Raw genomic sequence first — 19,525 nt, forward strand, 5'->3', positions numbered from 1 at the left:
CGTTTTTAGACGTCCCTTTTGTTATGCTTTCGTCGTTTAGCCTGACACTTCAGCGACTTTCTTCGCTAACGCAAAATTGCCTAACGTGGCCGAGCCATTATTGGCTACCGCAGGCGTTACAATATACTGTTCCAAGTCTGGCACAGGCACATAATCATTAAGCAATTCAGCAAACTGCTTACGTACCCGATCTAACATATGTTGTTGCGCCATCACGCCGCCACCAAACACAATCACTTGTGGACGATATAATAAGGTGGCTTGTAATGCGGCTTGCGCAATATAATAGGCTTGAATATCCCAAATCTCGCTATCTTGTGCAATACATTCACCACGAATACCCGCACGGGCCTCCAATGATGGTCCCGCCGCCAAGCCCTCCAAACAATTTTTATGGAAAGGGCAGGTACCGTGAAAATCCTTGGCTTGATCTTGCGGGTGCAAGGACACTAATACGTGGCCGGCCTCGGTATGCGCAATGCCCCCAACAAATTCACCATATTGAATAGCACCAGCACCAATGCCCGTGCCAATGGTGTAATATACCAAACTGGTCACATCTTGACGGACCAAGGTTTCGCCAAAGGCGGAGGAATTCACATCGGTGGTAAAATAAAATGGCACATCAACCGCTTTTTTAAGGACACCGATAACATCTACATTCGCCCAATGCGGTTTAGGTGTGGTGGTAATATAACCATAAGTCGGTGAATTTTTATCAATATCAATCGGCCCAAAGGAACCCACCGCAATCCCTTGTAAACGATCTGCATAACCTTGAAAAAATGCTGCCGTTTGTGCAAGGGTTTCATCAGGTGTGGTGGTAGGAAATTGGACTTTATCCACCACATTAAATTGCGCATCACCTACTGCACAAATAAACTTGGTGCCGCCTGCTTCAAGGCTGCCGTATAATTTTGTCATTCTGTATTTTCTCCATTTTTGTTGAAAATATTCGGAAAAATGTAGGGGCGAACCTATGTGTTCGCCCGCTAAAAACGGAGTGATTTTCGGGCGGATACATCGATCCGCCCCTACACCGTTATTTAACAACTTTTAAGAAGTTATCGCCGTGAGTAATATTTCCTTGAGCAATGCCCGTTACTGCACTAAATTCGTCGGTATTGGTGATGATTAATACCGTGGTGTGGTCATAACCTGCGGCTGCGATTTTGGCTAGATCAAATTTTGCCAAAGCTTGCCCTGCTTTCACTTTTTCTCCCACTTTCACCAACGGCTCAAAACCATCACCTTTCATTTTAACGGTATCAATGCCAATATGTAGTAATATTTCCGAGCCTTTTGCCGTTCTTAAACCATATGCATGACCTGTCTCATGCACAATTTCAACCACTGCATCGGCCGGTGCATAAGCCATACCCTCAGTGGGTTTAACGGCCAGTCCATACCCCATCACACCAGCAGAAAAAACCGGATCATTGACACTACCTAAAGGAATTACTTCCCCTGTCATTGGTGCCAACAACATCTCGGCCACCGGCGTATTGACAGATGCGGTGTGTTTTTCCACCGTTTTTACTGGCTCTGCTTTTTTCGCTACGGATTTTTCATCTTCATAACCAAACATATAAGTTAAGGCAAACGAAAGCGCTGTGGTAGCAACAACCATGATAATGTAAGATAGAATTTGTCCATTCAAATACAGCAATGAACCTGGAATAATGGTAATCCCAAAGCCTGTACCGGCTAGGCCTAAAATCGAGGCTAAACAGCCCCCGAATGCACCGGCAATTAAGCCCATAATAAACGGTTTGCCGTAACGTAAGTTGACCCCGAAAATGGCCGGTTCCGTGATACCCAATCCCGCAGAAAGCGCAGCAGGATAAGCCAAGGCTTTTAATTTAGCCGATTTGGTTTTGAACCCGACGGCTAAGGTAGCGCCCGCTTGGGCAGTCATGGCGGCGGTAATCAGCGCATTGAACGGATCTTGTCCATCCGCTGCTATTAATTGGGATTCAAGCAAGTTAAAAATATGATGTACGCCTGTTACCACGATCACTTGATGTACGCCACCAATCACTAAACCTGAAATACCATAAGGCAAGGCAAGCAAGTATTTGGTACCGGCTAACACATAGTTTTCAACAGAATGGAAAATCGGTCCGATCACGATTAATGCCAAGAAAGACATAACCAAGAACGTGACAAAAGGCACCACCAACAAGGCCAACACATCAGGCACCCGTTTCGCAAACCATTTCTCAAATTTCGCCCCAATTAACCCCACGAAAAACGCCGGCAACACGGAGTTTTGATACCCTACCACAGGAATGAAATCAAAGAAGTAAATCGGTTCAGCACCACCAGATGCCACCGCCCACGCATTCGGTAAAGCGGGGCTTACCATCATCAAGCCTAATACCAACCCAATAATCGGATTGCCCCCGAATACTCGGAATGCCGACCAACAAATCAACGCAGGGAAGAAAATAAAGGCTGTATCCGTGAGAACCTGAGTATAAATATAAAAATGTGAGGCAGAAAATGCTGCTGATGTTGTACCGAACAGGCTTAAAATCGCATCATTGTTAATCGCCCCACGTACGCCCATAAAAAGACCGGTAGCCACGATAGCAGGCAATAATGGCACGAACACATCACCGAAAGTACGAATCGCACGTTTAAACCAGTGGCCTTGCGGTTGGGCAGGCGCTGCGCTTTCACTGGCTTGGGTGGAGCCACCATTTAACGCCATCACTTCCGCATAAATTTTGTTTACCGTCCCTGTACCCAAAATAATTTGATATTGTCCCGAATTAAAAAACGCCCCTTTGACTTTATCCAAGTCCTCAATGGTGTCTTTATCAATTTTCGACTCGTCTTTTACCATAATGCGTAAACGTGTCGCACAATGTGCAAAACTTTGCACGTTGTCAAAACCACCAATGGCTTCAACAATTTTCTTTGCAATTTCAGTATCTGTCATACGTTGCAAAATCTCCATAGGATAAGGGTGAATAAACTGGGCGCTACTCTACCATTTTTCGGTGATAAATTAAACATAAATTAAACAAAATAGTGCTTTTTCAATGGGCAAATATTCGGTACTATAACCAAAAAATTTATTTTGGAGAAAATATGGCATTTACCACCGAACAACGCTACCGTCCTTATGCGGATTGGCCTGCAGAATATGTAGAAAAAATCAAAAAAAACACCGCACTTTCACCATGGCGAACCCAATTTCATATTGAAACACCGCACGGCTTGCTTAACGATCCCAACGGTTTTTCTTATTTTAACGGCAAATTTACCCTGTTTTATCAATATTTCCCATTCGGTGCGGCTCACGGCTTGAAATCTTGGGTACATACGGAAAGTACCGATTTAGTGCATTTCAAAGAAACTGGCACGGTGATGTACCCCGATACACCACTCGACAGCCACGGCGCCTATTCGGGTTCCGCCATGCAATTTGGCGACAAATTATTTTTGTTTTACACCGGTAATGTGCGAGATGAAAACTGGGTGCGCCACCCTTACCAAATCGGGACGTTAATGGATCAACAGGGTAACATTGAAAAGCTCAATAACGTGTTGATTGATCAACCTGATGACGTGACCGATCATTTCCGTGATCCACAAATTTTTGACTATCAAGGACAATATTACGCCATTGTGGGTGGACAAAATCTGGCCAAGAAAGGGATTATTAAACTCTATAAGGCTGTCAACAATGATTACCAAAATTGGCAATATATCCATGATCTCGACTTCGCCAATGATAACACGGCATATATGATGGAATGCCCTAATATCGTGTTTGTAGAGGGCAAACCTGTATTAATTTATTGCCCGCAAGGTTTAGATAAACATGTACTGGATTACCAAAATATCTACCCAAATATGTACAAAATCGGGGACGATTTAGATGTAGAAAAAGCTGTGTTAATCAATCCAACCCCATTACAACAATTTGACTACGGTTTTGAATGCTACGCCACTCAACCTTTCAACGCACCAGACGGCCGAGCCTTGTGTATCAGTTGGCTTGCTTTGCCTGATATGGATTACCCAACGGATAAATTTGACTATCAAGGTTGCTTATCGCTCGTCAAAGAACTCAGCCTAAAAAATGGCAAATTGTGCCAAAACCCGGTGGCTGACATGGTCAAACTCAGAAAAAGTGAAGAAACCTTTGCGGAAAAACAAACCACCAATAATGTCTACGAACTCAACCTTGAATTTAGCCCAAACCAACGCCACGAAATCCTATTTATGGCAGACAACCAAGGTCACGGCTTAAATTTTGTGGTAGATACCGAAAAAGGCGAAATCATTGTGGATCGTACAAACTGCGGTGAAAAATTTGCTGAAAAATTTGGTACCGTTCGCCGTTGTGACATTGAACCCAAACACGCCACCGCACGTATTTTTATGGATCAATCCGTGTTTGAAATCTTTATTAATGACGGTGAAAAAGTGTTTTCTGGGCGTGTATTCCCAAATCAAGATCAAACCGGCATTCGGATTTTACAGGGCCAGCCAACAGGATCGTTGTTTAACTTAACCTAACCCAAACTCACTGGGGCATATTATTTGCCCCAATTTTTCTGGCTAAAATTGATCCTTAGCTTGTCTTAACCGAATAAATTCCGCCAAATTATTTGCCATTAAAAAAGGATTGATTTTCCGTTCTAAACCTAATTTAGTCGGCATACTTGGCAATCCTCGCTTTCTCAATTCTTCCACCAAAACTCGCTGATTTTGCACCGCAGTTTTTTCGCTCACCACGGTTTCTGCAAAGGCTAAATTGCTCAACGTATATTCATGCCCTGCACAAACTAAGGTGTCATCCGGCAAGGCATTTAAACGTTGGAGCGAATCAAACATCTGCGCATAATCCCCCGTAAATACCCTACCGCAACCCGCAGAAAATAAACAATCACCACTAAATAAATGCCCATCCACGAAAAAGCTGACGTGATTTACCGTATGCCCACCAGTTGGAATCACTTGAATAGCATAATCATCCAGTTGAATTTCACCCAAATCCACCACTTGCGTCAACCCCAAATACGCACATTCTGACGGCCCAATAATCGGCACATCAGGAAAATACTGTTTAAATTCTGCCACACCCGCAACATGATCATTATGGTTATGCGTCAACAAAAGTGCGGTGATTTTATAAGGATTTTGTTCAAAAAATGATAAAATAGGCGAAATTTCTGGAATGTCGATCACAATTACCGATAAATTATCTCGTGAATACAGCCAAATATAGTTATCATTAAGGGCAGGAATAGCATTTAACATTTTTTCTCTCACAAAGGTTGAATATGGCACACATACGTTGGCAAGCAAAATCAGCAAAGGCATTTAAATTGCCGTCTAGCTGGCAACAAATACAAAAAGGCGAACAATATTGCAGCACGCTCGGGGACTATTTTGCCAAATTTTCGCCCTTAATAACAGGAAAACAATTAGTGCGCTTGGGCGGATTAAGTGCCGAATTGGAATGCAAAATGTCACTCCCCTATCATTTTGTCCTCAGCCCCGACAGCAACAGCCAATTAACCGCCCTGTCTAGCCAAAACGGCTATTCACTGATTCAAGGCGATCTTGCCGAATTGCCGTTTGAAAGTCAATCCGTAGACGTTTGCATTGCCGCCAATACGCTTAATTTTATGCAGGATCCCCACCAATTATTGCGTGAAATCCAACGTATTTTAACCGATGATGGCTATTTATTTTTGTCTATTTTTAATCCCGTTGGCGGATTGTTATTTAAACAAAAAATAAATCACGCTCAACGTCCAGCCTTACCATTCCGCCATTTCTTGCCTTGCCGCATTATTGACTGGCTGCATTTGCTGAATTTTGACATTTATCAACAGCAATCTTTAGGCAATATTTATGCCATTATCGCCAAAAAACAAACCTATCCGTTGAGCTTACAACCACAAAAACGGCGGTTTGATCCAAGAGAATTGTTTCAAGGGGAAACCGTGGGGGCATTTCGGGAAGTGGATGAAAATAAAATGTAAGGTGCAAAATGCACCTTATGATCTTAAAGACAAGAGATTTGTTCAAACACCGTAGGCGATTTATCCACCATTTTTAATAACAACACCGCTTGTGGATTCGGTTTAGATTTTCCTTGCTCCCAACCTTGATAGGTTCGCACACTGGTGCGTAATTTTTTAGCAAAAACCGCTTGTGACAAATTCAATTTTTCCCGAATGGTTTTTACCTCTGTCGCCGAAATTTCAACCGGTTTATTCTCAGGCAATTCCAATGTGGTTGATTTTAGGGTGATTTTGCCTTGCAAATGCTGTTCTATTTGCAATAACCCTGTCATTAAATCTTCATATAAACTGGTGTCTTTACTTGCCATAAATAATCCTTACTTATAATAATGTTTTAATTCGTTCAGCAACAAATTTTAAGTTTTGTTTTTGCTCTTGAGTTAAATCAGTTTGTTTATTTTTTCCATATGCCGTAACAAAATAAATACGATTTTTAGCAATAAAATAATAGTAAATTACTCTTGCTCCACCCCGTTTCCCTTTATGACGTAAGCTATCGGCAATGCGTATTTTTCTTAATCCGCCTAATCCTTGAATTAACTCACCTTTTTCTGGATTCTCCATTAATTCATTTTGAAATAATCGAAATTCTTCATCGGTCAAGAACTCTTTACGATATTCTTCAAAAGGCATTAATTCAATAAATGTTAGTCTCATGCTATCCTTGTACAGCTTATCCATGTAAAATCATACTCCTTTTGCGTATAGTTTACAACCCAAAATCAACGCCCAAACACCTTAACATTCCCAAACCCTTGCTCTTTCAAATACAAGGCTTGCAACTTGCTCATTACTCCCCGTTCACAATACAAGACATAATTTTTACCTTGATCTAAATTGCCAAATTGAGAACTGAGTTTGTAAAATGGCATGATATGTACGGTTTTGCCGTCCAGTGTTAGCGGTTTTTCATCGGTTTCTTCAGGACTACGAATATCCAAAATCACATCATTTTCGCCCAACACAGAAACGGTATCCACGGAAATGACTTCTTTTTCCGTTTGTTCGGCAATTTGACGAATATCCAAATATTGGGCATTTTGCACCGCAGTTTCTAAGACATTGAAATCAAAATTCTGTTCTTCTGTTTCAATTTTTTCTCGCACGGCTTTTACCGTTGGATTTTTGGAAATTACCCCACAAAATTCAGGCATGGATTTAGCAATATCGTCTGTGCCGATGTGTTTTGCCATCGCAATAATTTGTTCTTTATCGTGGGTAATCAGCGGTCGCAATACCAAGGCAGAACTGGCTTCGTCAATTAAGCGTAAATTGGTCAGGGTTTGGCTCGACACCTGCCCCAAGGCTTCGCCCGTCACAATAGCCTCAATAGCAAAACGTTCAGCGACACGACTGGCGGCACGCACCATCATGCGTTTTAACACCACGCCCATTTGCCCGTTGTCGACTTTTTCTAAAATTTCGCCAACAACATTTTCAAAATTAATCGCAATAAACCGTACTTTGTGCGAGCTGCTGTAACGACTCCAAATATGATATGCCATTTGTTTCACACCGATTTCATGTGCGGCTCCGCCAAGGTTAAAGAAACAATAATGCACACGGCTACCACGACGAATCAGCATATAACTGGACACGCCTGAGTCAAAGCCACCCGAAATCAAGGAAAGCACATCTTCTTGTGTCCCAATCGGATAACCACCAATCCCCTCAAAGCGTTGTTTAATAAAAATTAATTTATCATTTTCTACTTCAATACGTACCGTCACATCAGGATTTTTCAATTTCACTCGGGCGGTTTCAATATGCTGATTTAACCCACCGCCCACATAACGCTCAATTTCCAAGGAACTAAACGGATGTTGTCCACGGCGTTTAGCTCGCACACAAAAGGTTTTGCCATTCAGGCTGTCACCCACTTGTTCAAGGGTTTGCTCAAAAATATTGTGTAGATCGGTAAATGGTTTTTCTTCCACTTCAAGAAAATGATGAATCCCCGGAATACGCCCAATCAATTCAATTAACTGCGGTCGAAATTCTTCGTTTTTTGACCGCACTTCAATAAAATCCCAATGTCGAACGACTGCCAAGGTGTCGTCATGTTTACTTAATACTTGGCGAATATTGTTGGTTAAAATCTTAATAAACCGCTTGCGAACACTGTCGCTTTTAATCATGATTTCAGGGAAAAGTTTGATGATAAATTTCATTTAAATAACTCTATTGAATAAAAATTTGACGGCATTATACAGGAAATTTTTATATTCGGGAAAAATCAAGTAGAATACCCCCATTCATAATCGCCCGATACAGGAACAACACATGGCACGCAAACCGAAAGAAACCGAAACCGAATTAGATTTTGAAAGTACACTAACCCAATTAGAACAAGTGGTCAATCAGTTAGAAAGTGGCGATTTGCCCTTAGAAGAGGCGTTAAAAACCTTTGAAAATGGGGTAAATTTAGCCAAGTTAGGGCAACAACGTTTGCAACAGGCGGAGCAACGTATTCAAATCTTATTGCAAAAAAATGCCACCGCAGAATTGAACGACTATCATCAAGGGCAGCAAGATGACGACCTACAATTTTAAACAGGATTTAAGCAAAATTCAGCAACGCATTAACGCTTTTATGCTGGCGCAATTTGACGACATTGAATGCCATTCTTCTCCCTTGGCGGAGGCAATGAAATACGGCTTATTGCTCGGTGGCAAGCGGATTCGTCCGTTTTTGGTATATGCCACGGGGCGGATGTTGGGAGCTAATCTTGAACAGTTGGATTATGCGGCGGCGGCGTTGGAATGTATTCATGCTTATTCGCTGATTCATGATGATTTGCCGGCCATGGATAATGACGATCTCCGCCGTGGACAGCCGACTTGTCATATTGCTTTTGACCACGCCACAGCGATTTTAGCGGGCGACGCCCTGCAAGCCTTTGCCTTTGACATTCTCACCAAAAACACCGCACTTTCAGGAGAACAAAAACTTGCGTTAGTGCAAGTGTTAAGCCGAGCGTCAGGCGTGCAAGGCATGTGTTTGGGGCAAAGTTTGGATTTATTGGCAGAACATAAACAGGTGTCACTCAGCGAATTAGAAACCATTCACCGCAATAAAACAGGGGCGTTGTTATCTGCGGCAGTCACCATGGGCTTTATTTGTTCGCCTGAATTTGGCAATCAAAAATTGGCGCAACACTTGGATAATTATTCTAACGCCATTGGTTTAGCGTTTCAGGTGCAAGATGATATTTTGGATATTGTGGGCGATCAGGCTGAAATCGGCAAACCCGTGGGATCGGATGTCGATTTAGATAAAAGCACTTACCCAAAATTACTCGGGCTAGACGGCGCAAAACAAAAAGCGCAAGAACTCTACCAAACTGCGGTGCAAAATTTGCAAGAAATCCCATTTGATACGTCGGCACTTCGATCTTTAGCGGAATTTGTAGTAAATCGAAAAAGCTAGTAGAATACACGCAACTTTTATATTTAATCTTAAACCAACGGCCTATGACTGATTACAACCTACTCTCACATATTAATTCGCCTGACGATTTGCGTTCGCTTAGCAAAGAAAAATTGCCTCAAGTTTGTGATGAACTTCGCCAATATTTGCTCGAAAGTGTGAGCCAAAGTAGCGGTCATTTAGCCTCCGGATTGGGTTGCGTGGAATTAACTGTTGCACTGCATTATGTGTATAAAACCCCGTTCGATCAACTGATTTGGGACGTCGGGCATCAAGCCTATCCACATAAAATCCTCACTGGTCGCCGTGATAAAATGTCAACCATTCGACAAAAAGACGGCTTGCACCCGTTCCCATGGCGTGAAGAAAGCGAGTTTGATGTGTTGAGCGTCGGCCATTCGTCCACCTCGATCAGCGCTGGTTTAGGTATCGCTATTGCCGCAGAAAAAGAAAACGCAGGACGCAAGACGGTTTGTGTGATTGGAGATGGTGCGATTACCGCAGGTATGGCCTTTGAGGCCTTAAATCATGCGGGAGCGGTGCATACGGACATGTTGGTGATTTTAAATGATAACGAAATGTCTATTTCCCAAAACGTGGGGGCATTAAACAATCATTTAGCACGGATTTTTTCGGGTTCCATGTATTCGACGGTGCGAGATAGCAGCAAAAAAATTCTGGATAAAGTGCCGACCATTAAAAACTTTATGAAGAAAACCGAAGAACATATGAAAGGCGTGGTGTTCTCGCCAGAAAGCACGCTATTTGAAGAGCTCGGTTTTAATTATATCGGCCCGATTGATGGCCATAATATTGAAGATCTGGTGGCGACCCTCAGCAATATGCGTGAACTCAAAGGCCCTCAATTTTTGCATGTTCGCACCAAAAAAGGCAAAGGCTATGCACCGGCGGAAAAAGATCCTATCGGTTATCATGGCGTGCCAAAATTCGATCCGAACTGTTATGAATTACCCAAATCGAACAGCAAACCCACCTATTCCAAAATCTTTGGAGATTGGTTATGCGAAATGGCAGAACAAGATCCAAAAGTGGTTGGGATTACCCCTGCCATGCGTGAGGGGTCAGGTATGGTCGCCTTTTCGGAACGTTTTCCTGAGCAATATTTTGATGTGGCCATTGCTGAACAACATGCTGTCACTTTTGCGGCTGGCTTGGCGATAGGTGGCTATAAACCTGTGGTGGCCATTTACTCGACTTTCTTGCAACGTGCTTACGATCAGTTAATTCATGATGTGGCGATCCAGAATTTACCGGTGTTATTCGCCATTGACCGCGCAGGCATTGTGGGTGCAGACGGACAAACGCACCAAGGGGCATTTGATTTAAGTTTTATGCGCTGCATTCCGAATATGGTGATTATGACGCCAAGTGATGAAAATGAATGTCGCCAAATGCTTTACACTGGCTTACATTGTGGCCAACCTGCTGCCGTGCGTTATCCCCGTGGCAATGCCATTGGGGTCGATCTTGAACCTTTACAAGCCTTAGACATTGGTAAAGCCAAAACCATTAAGTGCGGTGAAAAAATTGCGATTTTAAATTTCGGTACCTTGTTACCCAATGCTCTTGCCGTGGCGGAAAAAATCAATGCAAGCGTAATAGATATGCGTTTTGTGAAACCTTTAGACATAGACTGCATTCGCCATGTTGCAGAAACGCATGATGTCATTGTGACCTTAGAAGAAAATGCTATTTTAGGCGGGGCGGGTACTGGCGTAACAGAAATATTAAATACGTTGCAAAAAAACACCGCAGTTTTACAGCTAGGCTTACCCGATAAATTCATTGCACAAGGGACACAACAAGAAATGTTGGCGGAAATTGGATTGGATGCAGACGGAATTGAAAAACAAATTCAGGCTTTTTTACAAAAAAATGAAAAAAATCTGAACTAATTTTAATTTGCCTAGTCTGAGTAATTGCTAGTGCACTGCATATCTTGATGATCCTTTATATCGCAGTCGTTTTTTTCAAAATTCTTTATTTTAAAGATCCACCGCTATCCCTTTTCGATAGCGGTTTTTTTCTTTTATCGGGTTAAGAAATTACCTGAATTTTCACCGCACTTTTCTCCGTATTTTCCATTAATTGCCCCACTGAAATTAATTCAATTCCCGCTTGTTGCGCAATATCAAGTACCTGTTGCTGCGCTTGCGGTTCAACAGCAATTAATAATCCGCCTGAAGTCTGAGGATCACATAAAATCGCTTTTTGCACCTCGGTTAATACTGAGATTTTATGTCCATAACTGATAAAATTACGTTCGGTGCCACCTGGTACACAACCTTGGGCAATATAATCCAATACGCCGTCAAGGGTTTTGATCTGATTAAATTGCACTTCCGCACTCAAATCCGCCCCCTCGCACATTTCCAACAAATGCCCGAGTAAGCCAAACCCTGTCACATCCGTCATGGCTTTTACCCCGTCAATTTTTGAAAATTCCGCCCCGATATTATTCAATTTCGTCATGGTCGCCGTGGCAAGTCCTTTATGCTGTGCCTGCAACTTGCCTTTTTTCTCCGCCGTAGTCAGAATCCCAATCCCCAACGGTTTGGTTAAATACAGCTGACAGCCTGCTGTTGCCGAGGCATTTTTCTTCACTTTTTCAGTGTCAATAATGCCTGTGACCGCCAAACCAAAAATCGGTTCTGGCGCATCAATGGAATGACCACCGGCTAAAGCAATCCCCGCTTGATGACAAGCCCAACGCCCACCGTCAACAATTTTCTGCGCAATTTCAACGGGTAAGACTTTTGTCGGAAAGCCTAAAATCGCAATCGCCATTATAGGCTTACCGCCCATGGCATAAATATCGCTGATCGCATTAGTCGCCGCAATCCGTCCAAAATCAAAGGCATCGTCTACAATCGGCATGAAAAAGTCCGTGGTGCTGATAATCCCAACACCATTGCCAATATCATACACCGCCGCATCATCTGCCGTATCATTGCCCACCAATAAATGGGGATCGACAAATTGCGCCAGTTGCGATTGTAAAATTGTCCCTAAATCCTTAGGCGAAATCTTACAGCCTCAACCGGCGCCGTGGCTGTATTGCGTGAGTCGCACAGGTTCTGTGGTCATGTTGAATCCTTTGTGATAAATAATCGGTCATTATACTGTAATTTTGCCGATTTAGTTGTATTATAGTAAAAATTAACCCTAAAATTTGCCTATTTCGCTTTATTTGACTATGCAAACCAAGAAAAAACGCCCTACCCTACAAGATATTGCCAATCATCTTGGTATTACCAAAATGACCATTAGCCGTTATTTGCGAAATCCTGATACGGTGGCAGCGGAAACTCGTGAACGTATTGCTATTGCCATTGAACAATTTGGTTATATTCCGAACAAAGCCCCTGATATGCTTTCCAATGCCAAAAGTCGGGCGATTGGGGTATTGTTGCCATCTTTAACCAATGCCGTGTTTGCCGATGTGTTGAAGGGCATTGAAATTGTCACCGATCAAGCGAGTTATCAAACGATGCTCGCTCACTACGGTTATAGCCAACAGAAAGAACAACAACGCATTGAAAGTTTACTGTCTTATAATGTGGACGGCTTGATTTTAGCAGAAAATCTGCACAGTAAACGCACCTTAAAAATGCTGGAAATTGCCAATATTCCTGTGATTGAGATTATGGACACTACGGAGCTGGGGATTCAGCAAGTGGTGGGGTTTGACAATATTTCGGCGGCACAGGCAATGGTTGAAACCATGATTTTGCGTGGTTATCAACATATTGTGTATTTTTCCTCTCGCCAAGATAAACGCACCTTGTTAAAACAGCAAGGCTATGAAAAAGCCATGAAAAAACACCATTTAACCCCGATTACCGTGGGTTCACAACAGCCATCATCCTTTACACTCGGAGCAGAATATTTACAACAAGCCTTAAAGCAGCACCCTGAAATCAACGGGATTTTTTGCACCAATGATGACTTAGCCATTGGGGCATTATTTGAATGTCAACGCTTAGGGATTCAGGTTCCCGAACAGATCGCCATTGCAGGCTTTCACGGACACGATGTGGGTCAATCGCTCACACCTCAACTTGCTACGGTCATCACGCCAAGATTGGACATCGGCAAAGTCGCCGCTCAAGAATTACTCAATCGCATTAACGGACTGCCTCAACAAAGCCGTATTATTAATTTGGGTTATGAGATTCATTTGGGGGAAACGGTGTAACCTTGGTTTTCTTAATCACTTGTTTAGAACTGGCTTTTGCTTGTTCTAAAGTAAAACCCAGCCCAATTTGTTTTTCTTCCCGACCTTTGCAGATACATTCATTCACAAATTCATTGTAATTTTTCTCTTTAATCATCATCTTATTTCCTTAGATTATGTTCAACTTTTGTACTGATACTGTAGGGGAAAATCTATGTATTCGCCCCTTGTATACAAAAAAACAAAGTATAATAGACACCGAAACCCAATAGGTTATCCACAGCTACAGTAAAGAATATTACAATTTAATAGAATTAGATTTCATTAATAGCTCTAAATTTTCCAATTTTTCCTGACAAGAAATATCTTGTGAAAGATACTCAGAATTATAGTCTGATATATATAAATGATTTTAACTCATCAGGTAATGTTTCTAAAACCGACTTAATTATGGTATCAGAGGTAATATTATTAGAATCCCAAAACACAGCATCACTTTCTTGATTCCCTCTCTCTTTAGCCTTTCAAAAATGCACTACATAAAACATAGCTGTCGTAATCAGCATTTAAACAATCCAACACAATATTTCTGAAGAAATTAGGTTTTGCTTGCGTTCTAAGGAAAAAAGCAACTTTATACATACTTCAATCTCTGTTCTAATAAGTGTTACAAAGCACTTGAGTGCCATATCTATTGCAATAGGTCGTTCTCGGTGCTTGATATGTTGGCCAGAAGTTTGGTGTTGGCGTATGATCTGGTGCATTTTTTCGCATATTATCCGTTTGCATATCTACGGCAAAATTTGGGTAGTTTTGCGGTCTTTGTGCGGTTAATTCCACACCGTCAGGGTATTGTCTAATATATACATTGGAAAAATAATTTTGATATTTTGCTCTTGCACCACTTGTCCAAAGGGCATAACACGACCAAGTTTTTAAATAACCATCGGAATGAACTTTATCTTTTGTGCTATAAGATAAATAACGTGGCGTATAACCTTGATCTTGTCCATTGCAAATCAGTTTAGCCGATTGGGGAAAACTATCATAAAGGACGCTATATCCACTTTCACAGGCTGCTGATAATATGCTCAATGACAATATACTTATTTTCACTATTGGTTTCATTATTTTGATCCTTGTGTGTTTAAGTTTAATATTTTATTTAGCAGAAGAGTTTGGTTGTTATGTCAATAACAACCAAAAGGAGTATACTCCTTGCAAAATTTGGTAAGTCGGTACGTTCTCCATCTTCATTTTTGTGATCTTGATTCTAAAAACTACGGAAGGAAATTACTGAATTTTCTACATTGGTATAGATTTCCTGATGATACCAATACTTGTCTATTGGGAAATGGTAAATTATAATCTATAGAATGACCCACTCTCTACCCTACAAGCGTACAGGGTTGCAAATAGTCTTGATGCTCCGCATCTGCTTATAATAAATGCAGAGCATTGACAATATGCTTAGCCCCATACGCCAGTGCGGGGCAATAATAAAGATAACACTATGACCGAAAAACAATACGATTCTATAAACATTCAGGTACTCAAAGGCTTAGAACCTGTGCAAGTTCGCCCGGGGATGTACACCGATACCACTCGCCCGAACCATTTAGGGCAAGAAGTGATTGATAATAGTGTGGACGAGGCTTTAGCGGGTTACGCCACGAAAATTGAAGTGATTTTACACAAAGATCAATCCCTTGAAGTCACCGACAATGGGCGGGGTATGCCTGTGGATATGCACCCGACCGAAAAAATGTCAGGGGTGGAAGTGATTTTAACCAAACTGCATGCTGGCGGTAAATTTTCCAATAAGAATTATGAATTTTCAGGCGGTTTGCACGGCGTGGGGATTTCGGTGGTGAATGCCCTGTCGGAACGGGTGGATGTGACCATTAAACGCAATGGCGAAGTCCATCATATCGCTTTTGCCAATGGTGAGAAAGTGGAAAACTTAACCGTGACAGGCAGTTGCGGTCGTCGTAATACAGGGACAACGGTGCATTTTAAACCGAATCCGAAATATTTTGACAGCGATAAATTCTCCGTTTCTCGCTTGCGACATTTATTGCGAGCCAAAGCAGTACTCTGTTCGGGATTGGAAATCAAATTTATTGATAAGGTCAACGGCACGGAAGATACTTGGCTTTATCAAGACGGGCTGTCCGATTATTTAAGCGAGGCGGTCAATGGCTTTACGGCATTGCCTGAAACGCCTTTTGTGGGCGAGTTTAAAGGCAATTCGGAGGCGGTAGCGTGGGCGTTGTTGTGGTTGCCAGAGGGAGGCGAGTTACTAGGCGAAAGCTATGTGAATTTGATCCCGACGATTTTGGGCGGAACGCACGTTAATGGCTTGCGACAAGGCTTATTAGACGCCATGCGTGAATTTTGCGAATTTCATAATCTGTTGCCACGCAATGTCAAACTCACCGCAGATGATTTGTGGGATCGCTGTGCTTATGTGTTGTCACTGAAAATGCACGATCCACAATTTTCAGGACAAACCAAAGAACGGCTCTCTTCTCGCCAAAGTGCGGTGTTTATTAGTGGCGTAGTGAAAGATGCGTTCAGTCTTTGGCTCAATAACAATGTAGAACAAGCCAAAGCCTTGGCGGAAATGGCGATCAGTTCGGCACAAAAACGGCTGAATGCGGCGAAAAAAGTGGTGCGTAAAAAACTCACCTCAGGCCCTGCGTTACCGGGGAAATTAGCGGATTGTTCACAACAGGATTTAGATCGCACGGAGCTATTTTTGGTGGAGGGGGACTCTGCAGGCGGTTCAGCCAAACAGGCTCGTAATCGGGATTATCAAGCCATTTTGCCGTTGCGTGGTAAAATTTTAAATACGTGGGAAGTGGCCTCCGATCAGGTGTTAGGTTCGGAAGAAGTACATAATATTGCGGTGGCATTGGGGATTGATCCCGACAGTGACGACTTAAGCCAGTTGCGTTATGGCAAGGTGTGCATTTTAGCGGATGCGGACAGCGACGGCTTGCATATTGCTACTCTACTTTGTGCGTTGTTTTTACGCCATTTCCCAAAATTAGTGCAAGAGGGACATGTGTTTGTGGCTATGCCACCGTTATATCGTATTGACTTGGGTAAAGAAGTCTATTACGCCTTAGACGAAAGTGAAAAAGACGCTATTTTGGATCGACTAAAAGGAAAACGTGGTCAACTGAATGTTCAGCGTTTCAAAGGGTTAGGTGAAATGAACCCGAGCCAGTTGCGAGAAACCACCATGGATCCGAATACCCGCCGTTTAGTGCAGTTAACCTACAAAGAAGATGATGAAAGTGCGGTGGAAAAAGAAGATGTTTTACCGAATGATACCTTTGAATTAATGGATATGTTACTCAATAAAAAACGAGCGGATGATCGCAAAAACTGGTTGCAAGCCAAGGGCGATCAGGTGGATTTAACCGTATAAAATTATAACCCCCTCTCCCTCTGGGAGAGGGTTGGGGTGAGGGTTATTACGTAATTTTACCCTCACCCTAGCCCTCTCCCCAAGGGAGAGGGAACGGGAACAAAATATGACTGAAAATAACAATATCAATTACGAGGGCATTGAACAAATGCCACTGCGAACTTTCACTGAAAGTGCCTATTTAAATTATTCCATGTATGTGATTATGGATCGTGCTTTGCCTTTTATCGGCGACGGTCTAAAACCGGTACAACGACGGATTATTTATTCCATGTCGGAACTCGGCTTAAACGCCAGTGCGAAATATAAAAAATCTGCTCGCACCGTGGGGGATGTGTTGGGTAAATTCCATCCGCACGGCGACAGTGCCTGTTATGAGGCCATGGTGTTAATGGCACAACCCTTTTCTTATCGCTATCCTTTAGTAGACGGACAAGGCAACTGGGGGGCGGCGGACGATCCGAAATCCTTTGCGGCTATGCGTTATACGGAATCCCGTTTATCCAAAATTTCCGAAATGTTGCTCGGTGAATTAGGGCAAGGTACGGTAGATTATCAACCGAATTTTGACGGCACCCTGCAAGAACCGCAATATTTACCTGCTCGCCTACCGCATATTTTGCTCAATGGCACAACAGGTATTGCGGTGGGTATGGCAACAGATATTCCCCCCCATAATATCAATGAAATTGCCGACGCTTGCGTGATGTTATTGGATAATCCTAAAGCCACCCTTGACGATCTCTTAACCGTCGTGCAAGGCCCTGATTTTCCAACAGAGGCCGAAATTATTACGCCCAAAGCGGATATTCGTAAAATCTATGAACAAGGGCGTGGTTCAATCAAAATGCGGGCGGCGTGGAAAAAAGAGGACGGTGAAATTATTATTACCGCTGTACCACATCAATCATCACCGACCAAAATTCAAGCCCAAATTGCCGATCAAATGAATAGCAAGAAATTGCCTATGCTGGAAGATATGCGGGATGAGGCGGATCAAGATAATCCCGTACGAATCGTGCTTGTGCCTCGTTCTAACCGTGTGGATGTAGATGCGGTGATGGCACATTTATTTGCCACCACGGATTTGGAAAAATCTTATCGAGTGAATATGAATATGATCGGACTGGATCATAAACCGGCGGTGAAAGGATTAGTGCAAATCCTCACGGAATGGTTGCAATTCCGTCGTACAACGGTTACCCGTCGTTTACAACACCGTTTGGATAAAATTTTAGCTCGTTTGCATATTTTAGCCGGTTTGATGATCGCTTACTTAAATATTGATGAAGTGATTGAGATTATTCGCCACGAAGATGAACCTAAAGCGGAATTAATAGCTCGCTTTAATTTGAGTGATGAACAAGCGGAAGCCATTTTGAACTTGCGTTTACGTCATTTAGCCAAATTAGAAGAACAAGAATTACAAGCGGAACAAGATAAACTCGCAGAAGAACGTGAACAGTTAGAATTGTTACTGGGTTCTGAACGCCGTTTAAATACCTTAATCAAAAAAGAAATTCAGCAAGACGCTAAAACCTACGCCAGCCCACGCCGTTCACCATTAATTGAACGAGCTGAGGCCAAAGCCATTTCTGAAAGCGAAATGTTACCTGCTGAAGCTGTTACCGTAATTTTATCAGGACAAGGTTGGGTGCGTTGTGCTAAAGGTCATGAGATTGATGTGACAGGGTTAAGTTATAAAGCGGGGGACAAATATCTTGACCATGCACAAGGTAAAAGCAATCAGCCGGCGGTGTTTATCGACAGCACAGGACGGAGCTATGCACTTGATCCATTGAGTTTACCGTCCGCTCGCTCACAAGGCGAACCGTTAACTGGTAAATTAACCTTACCAACAGGCGCAAATGTAACGCAAGTCTTAATGGAAAATACCGATCAAGCCTTGTTAATGTCATCCAGTTCAGGCTATGGTTTTATCTGTCAATTTGAGGATTTAGTTGCTCGCAACAAAGCCGGTAAAGCGGTCATTAGTTTGCCTGAAAATGCCAACGTGTTACCGACCAAAATTTTGCAAAAAAACACCGCACTTTTGGTGGCCTTAACCCAAGCCGGACGCATGCTCATTTTCCCTGTGGCAGATTTGCCAACCCTTGCGAAAGGAAAAGGAAACAAAATCATCACCATTTCTGGTGCAGATTTGAAAGCGGGCAAAGACAGTTTAGTGAAATTATTGCTGATTTCCGAAAACGCCAGTTTGGTGTTCCATTCAGGTAAACGCAAAATCACGCTGAAACCAGAAGATTTGCAAAAATTCCGTGCCGAACGAGGCAGAAAAGGCTCCAGTTTACCACGAGGCTTGCATAGTGGCGTAGAAATAGACGTGATTGAGCCGGCGGAATAGCGCAAAGAACGATATAAACACAAAATAGGGGAAATTTTCT

Annotated in this window: 17 protein-coding genes; 8 read left to right on the forward strand and 9 right to left on the reverse strand. The window is 42.6% G+C overall.

From position 1 onward, the window contains the following. Window positions 1–36: 36 nt before the first annotated feature. Both scrK and ACTG7L_RS05480 read right to left on the reverse strand, forming a co-directional pair. Window positions 37–924, reverse strand: a complete 888-nt coding sequence (gene scrK, locus ACTG7L_RS05475) for a fructokinase ScrK (RefSeq protein ID WP_439327744.1) — start codon at window positions 922–924, stop codon at window positions 37–39. Between the two features lie 118 nt (window positions 925–1,042). Continuing rightward, window positions 1,043–2,947, reverse strand: a complete 1,905-nt coding sequence (locus tag ACTG7L_RS05480; protein WP_439327745.1) for a glucose PTS transporter subunit IIA — start codon at window positions 2,945–2,947, stop codon at window positions 1,043–1,045. 152 nt (window positions 2,948–3,099) lie between these two features. On the opposite strand from ACTG7L_RS05480, the gene ACTG7L_RS05485 reads away from it, so the two are divergent. Further along, entirely contained in the window at window positions 3,100–4,536 is a 1,437-nt protein-coding gene (locus ACTG7L_RS05485; protein WP_439327746.1) for a sucrose-6-phosphate hydrolase, read from the forward strand. A gap of 42 nt (window positions 4,537–4,578) precedes the next feature. On the opposite strand, the gene gloB is transcribed toward ACTG7L_RS05485, so the two are convergent. Then, a complete protein-coding gene (gene gloB / locus ACTG7L_RS05490; RefSeq protein ID WP_439327747.1) occupies window positions 4,579–5,280 on the reverse strand; it encodes a hydroxyacylglutathione hydrolase in 702 nt (233 codons plus the stop codon). Window positions 5,281–5,303: 23 nt separating this feature from the next. Here gloB and ACTG7L_RS05495 point away from each other — a divergent pair, with 23 nt between their 5' ends. Then, window positions 5,304–6,011 (forward strand): class I SAM-dependent methyltransferase, encoded by a 708-nt coding sequence (locus ACTG7L_RS05495; RefSeq protein ID WP_439327748.1) that lies wholly within the window; start codon window positions 5,304–5,306, stop codon window positions 6,009–6,011. Between the two features lie 23 nt (window positions 6,012–6,034). On the opposite strand, the gene ACTG7L_RS05500 is transcribed toward ACTG7L_RS05495, so the two are convergent. The 3 genes from ACTG7L_RS05500 to thiI all read right to left on the reverse strand — a co-directional run bounded on the left by ACTG7L_RS05500 (window position 6,035) and on the right by thiI (window position 8,224). Beyond that, window positions 6,035–6,361 carry a helix-turn-helix domain-containing protein gene (locus tag ACTG7L_RS05500; RefSeq protein WP_439327749.1) on the reverse strand — a complete coding sequence of 109 codons (327 nt, stop codon included), beginning with the start codon at window positions 6,359–6,361 and terminating at the stop codon, window positions 6,035–6,037. Between the two features lie 13 nt (window positions 6,362–6,374). Further along, entirely contained in the window at window positions 6,375–6,710 is a 336-nt protein-coding gene (locus tag ACTG7L_RS05505) for a type II toxin-antitoxin system RelE/ParE family toxin (protein WP_439327750.1), read from the reverse strand. A 65-nt stretch (window positions 6,711–6,775) separates the two neighbouring features. Beyond that, entirely contained in the window at window positions 6,776–8,224 is a 1,449-nt protein-coding gene (gene thiI / locus ACTG7L_RS05510) for a tRNA uracil 4-sulfurtransferase ThiI (RefSeq protein WP_439327751.1), read from the reverse strand. A gap of 112 nt (window positions 8,225–8,336) precedes the next feature. On the opposite strand from thiI, the gene xseB reads away from it, so the two are divergent. From xseB to dxs, 3 genes are read left to right on the forward strand one after another with little or no spacing between them, the layout of a single operon-like run. After that, window positions 8,337–8,606: an exodeoxyribonuclease VII small subunit gene (gene xseB / locus ACTG7L_RS05515; RefSeq protein ID WP_439327752.1), complete on the forward strand. Its 270-nt coding sequence runs from the start codon at window positions 8,337–8,339 to the stop codon at window positions 8,604–8,606. Next, window positions 8,587–9,483: a (2E,6E)-farnesyl diphosphate synthase gene (ispA, locus tag ACTG7L_RS05520; RefSeq protein WP_439327753.1), complete on the forward strand. Its 897-nt coding sequence runs from the start codon at window positions 8,587–8,589 to the stop codon at window positions 9,481–9,483. Before xseB ends, ispA begins: the two co-directional genes overlap by 20 nt. A gap of 44 nt (window positions 9,484–9,527) precedes the next feature. Continuing rightward, window positions 9,528–11,399: a 1-deoxy-D-xylulose-5-phosphate synthase gene (dxs, locus tag ACTG7L_RS05525; RefSeq protein ID WP_439327754.1), complete on the forward strand. Its 1,872-nt coding sequence runs from the start codon at window positions 9,528–9,530 to the stop codon at window positions 11,397–11,399. 142 nt (window positions 11,400–11,541) lie between these two features. Here dxs and selD read toward each other — a convergent pair whose 3' ends face one another. Next, window positions 11,542–12,591 carry a selenide, water dikinase SelD gene (selD, locus tag ACTG7L_RS05530; protein WP_439327755.1) on the reverse strand — a complete coding sequence of 350 codons (1,050 nt, stop codon included), beginning with the start codon at window positions 12,589–12,591 and terminating at the stop codon, window positions 11,542–11,544. Between the two features lie 109 nt (window positions 12,592–12,700). Between selD and gntR the strand changes: the two genes are divergently transcribed. Further along, window positions 12,701–13,702 carry a gluconate operon transcriptional repressor GntR gene (gntR, locus tag ACTG7L_RS05535; RefSeq protein WP_439327756.1) on the forward strand — a complete coding sequence of 334 codons (1,002 nt, stop codon included), beginning with the start codon at window positions 12,701–12,703 and terminating at the stop codon, window positions 13,700–13,702. Here gntR and ACTG7L_RS05540 read toward each other — a convergent pair. Together ACTG7L_RS05540 and ACTG7L_RS05545 are read right to left on the reverse strand one after the other, a co-directional pair. Continuing rightward, window positions 13,662–13,841: a hypothetical protein gene (locus ACTG7L_RS05540; RefSeq protein ID WP_439327757.1), complete on the reverse strand. Its 180-nt coding sequence runs from the start codon at window positions 13,839–13,841 to the stop codon at window positions 13,662–13,664. The genes gntR and ACTG7L_RS05540 overlap by 41 nt on opposite strands. 497 nt (window positions 13,842–14,338) lie before the next feature. Then, complete coding sequence (locus ACTG7L_RS05545; RefSeq protein ID WP_439327758.1) at window positions 14,339–14,809, reverse strand: hypothetical protein; 471 nt, start codon at window positions 14,807–14,809, stop codon at window positions 14,339–14,341. A 385-nt stretch (window positions 14,810–15,194) separates the two neighbouring features. Here ACTG7L_RS05545 and parE point away from each other — a divergent pair, with 385 nt between their 5' ends. Both parE and parC read left to right on the forward strand, forming a co-directional pair. Next, entirely contained in the window at window positions 15,195–17,120 is a 1,926-nt protein-coding gene (gene parE, locus ACTG7L_RS05550) for a DNA topoisomerase IV subunit B (RefSeq protein ID WP_439327759.1), read from the forward strand. Window positions 17,121–17,226: 106 nt separating this feature from the next. Then, a complete protein-coding gene (gene parC, locus ACTG7L_RS05555; RefSeq protein WP_439327760.1) occupies window positions 17,227–19,485 on the forward strand; it encodes a DNA topoisomerase IV subunit A in 2,259 nt (752 codons plus the stop codon). The last annotated feature ends 40 nt before the right edge of the window (window positions 19,486–19,525 follow it).

Source organism: Lonepinella sp. BR2357, assembly GCF_051851525.1.
Classification (GTDB): Bacteria; Pseudomonadota; Gammaproteobacteria; order Enterobacterales; family Pasteurellaceae; genus Lonepinella.

What these genes read in the sequence shown, in the direction of transcription:
- scrK (WP_439327744.1), bottom strand. Translation starts at nt 924, where the DNA reads ATGACAAAATTATACGGCAGCCTTGAAGCAGGCGGCACCAAGTTTATT.
- ACTG7L_RS05480 (WP_439327745.1), bottom strand. Translation starts at nt 2,947, where the DNA reads ATGACAGATACTGAAATTGCAAAGAAAATTGTTGAAGCCATTGGTGGT.
- ACTG7L_RS05485 (WP_439327746.1), top strand. Translation starts at nt 3,100, where the DNA reads ATGGCATTTACCACCGAACAACGCTACCGTCCTTATGCGGATTGGCCT.
- gloB (WP_439327747.1), bottom strand. Translation starts at nt 5,280, where the DNA reads ATGTTAAATGCTATTCCTGCCCTTAATGATAACTATATTTGGCTGTAT.
- ACTG7L_RS05495 (WP_439327748.1), top strand. Translation starts at nt 5,304, where the DNA reads ATGGCACACATACGTTGGCAAGCAAAATCAGCAAAGGCATTTAAATTG.
- ACTG7L_RS05500 (WP_439327749.1), bottom strand. Translation starts at nt 6,361, where the DNA reads ATGGCAAGTAAAGACACCAGTTTATATGAAGATTTAATGACAGGGTTA.
- ACTG7L_RS05505 (WP_439327750.1), bottom strand. Translation starts at nt 6,710, where the DNA reads ATGAGACTAACATTTATTGAATTAATGCCTTTTGAAGAATATCGTAAA.
- thiI (WP_439327751.1), bottom strand. Translation starts at nt 8,224, where the DNA reads ATGAAATTTATCATCAAACTTTTCCCTGAAATCATGATTAAAAGCGAC.
- xseB (WP_439327752.1), top strand. Translation starts at nt 8,337, where the DNA reads ATGGCACGCAAACCGAAAGAAACCGAAACCGAATTAGATTTTGAAAGT.
- ispA (WP_439327753.1), top strand. Translation starts at nt 8,587, where the DNA reads ATGACGACCTACAATTTTAAACAGGATTTAAGCAAAATTCAGCAACGC.
- dxs (WP_439327754.1), top strand. Translation starts at nt 9,528, where the DNA reads ATGACTGATTACAACCTACTCTCACATATTAATTCGCCTGACGATTTG.
- gntR (WP_439327756.1), top strand. Translation starts at nt 12,701, where the DNA reads ATGCAAACCAAGAAAAAACGCCCTACCCTACAAGATATTGCCAATCAT.
- ACTG7L_RS05540 (WP_439327757.1), bottom strand. Translation starts at nt 13,841, where the DNA reads ATGATGATTAAAGAGAAAAATTACAATGAATTTGTGAATGAATGTATC.
- ACTG7L_RS05545 (WP_439327758.1), bottom strand. Translation starts at nt 14,809, where the DNA reads ATGAAACCAATAGTGAAAATAAGTATATTGTCATTGAGCATATTATCA.
- parE (WP_439327759.1), top strand. Translation starts at nt 15,195, where the DNA reads ATGACCGAAAAACAATACGATTCTATAAACATTCAGGTACTCAAAGGC.
- parC (WP_439327760.1), top strand. Translation starts at nt 17,227, where the DNA reads ATGACTGAAAATAACAATATCAATTACGAGGGCATTGAACAAATGCCA.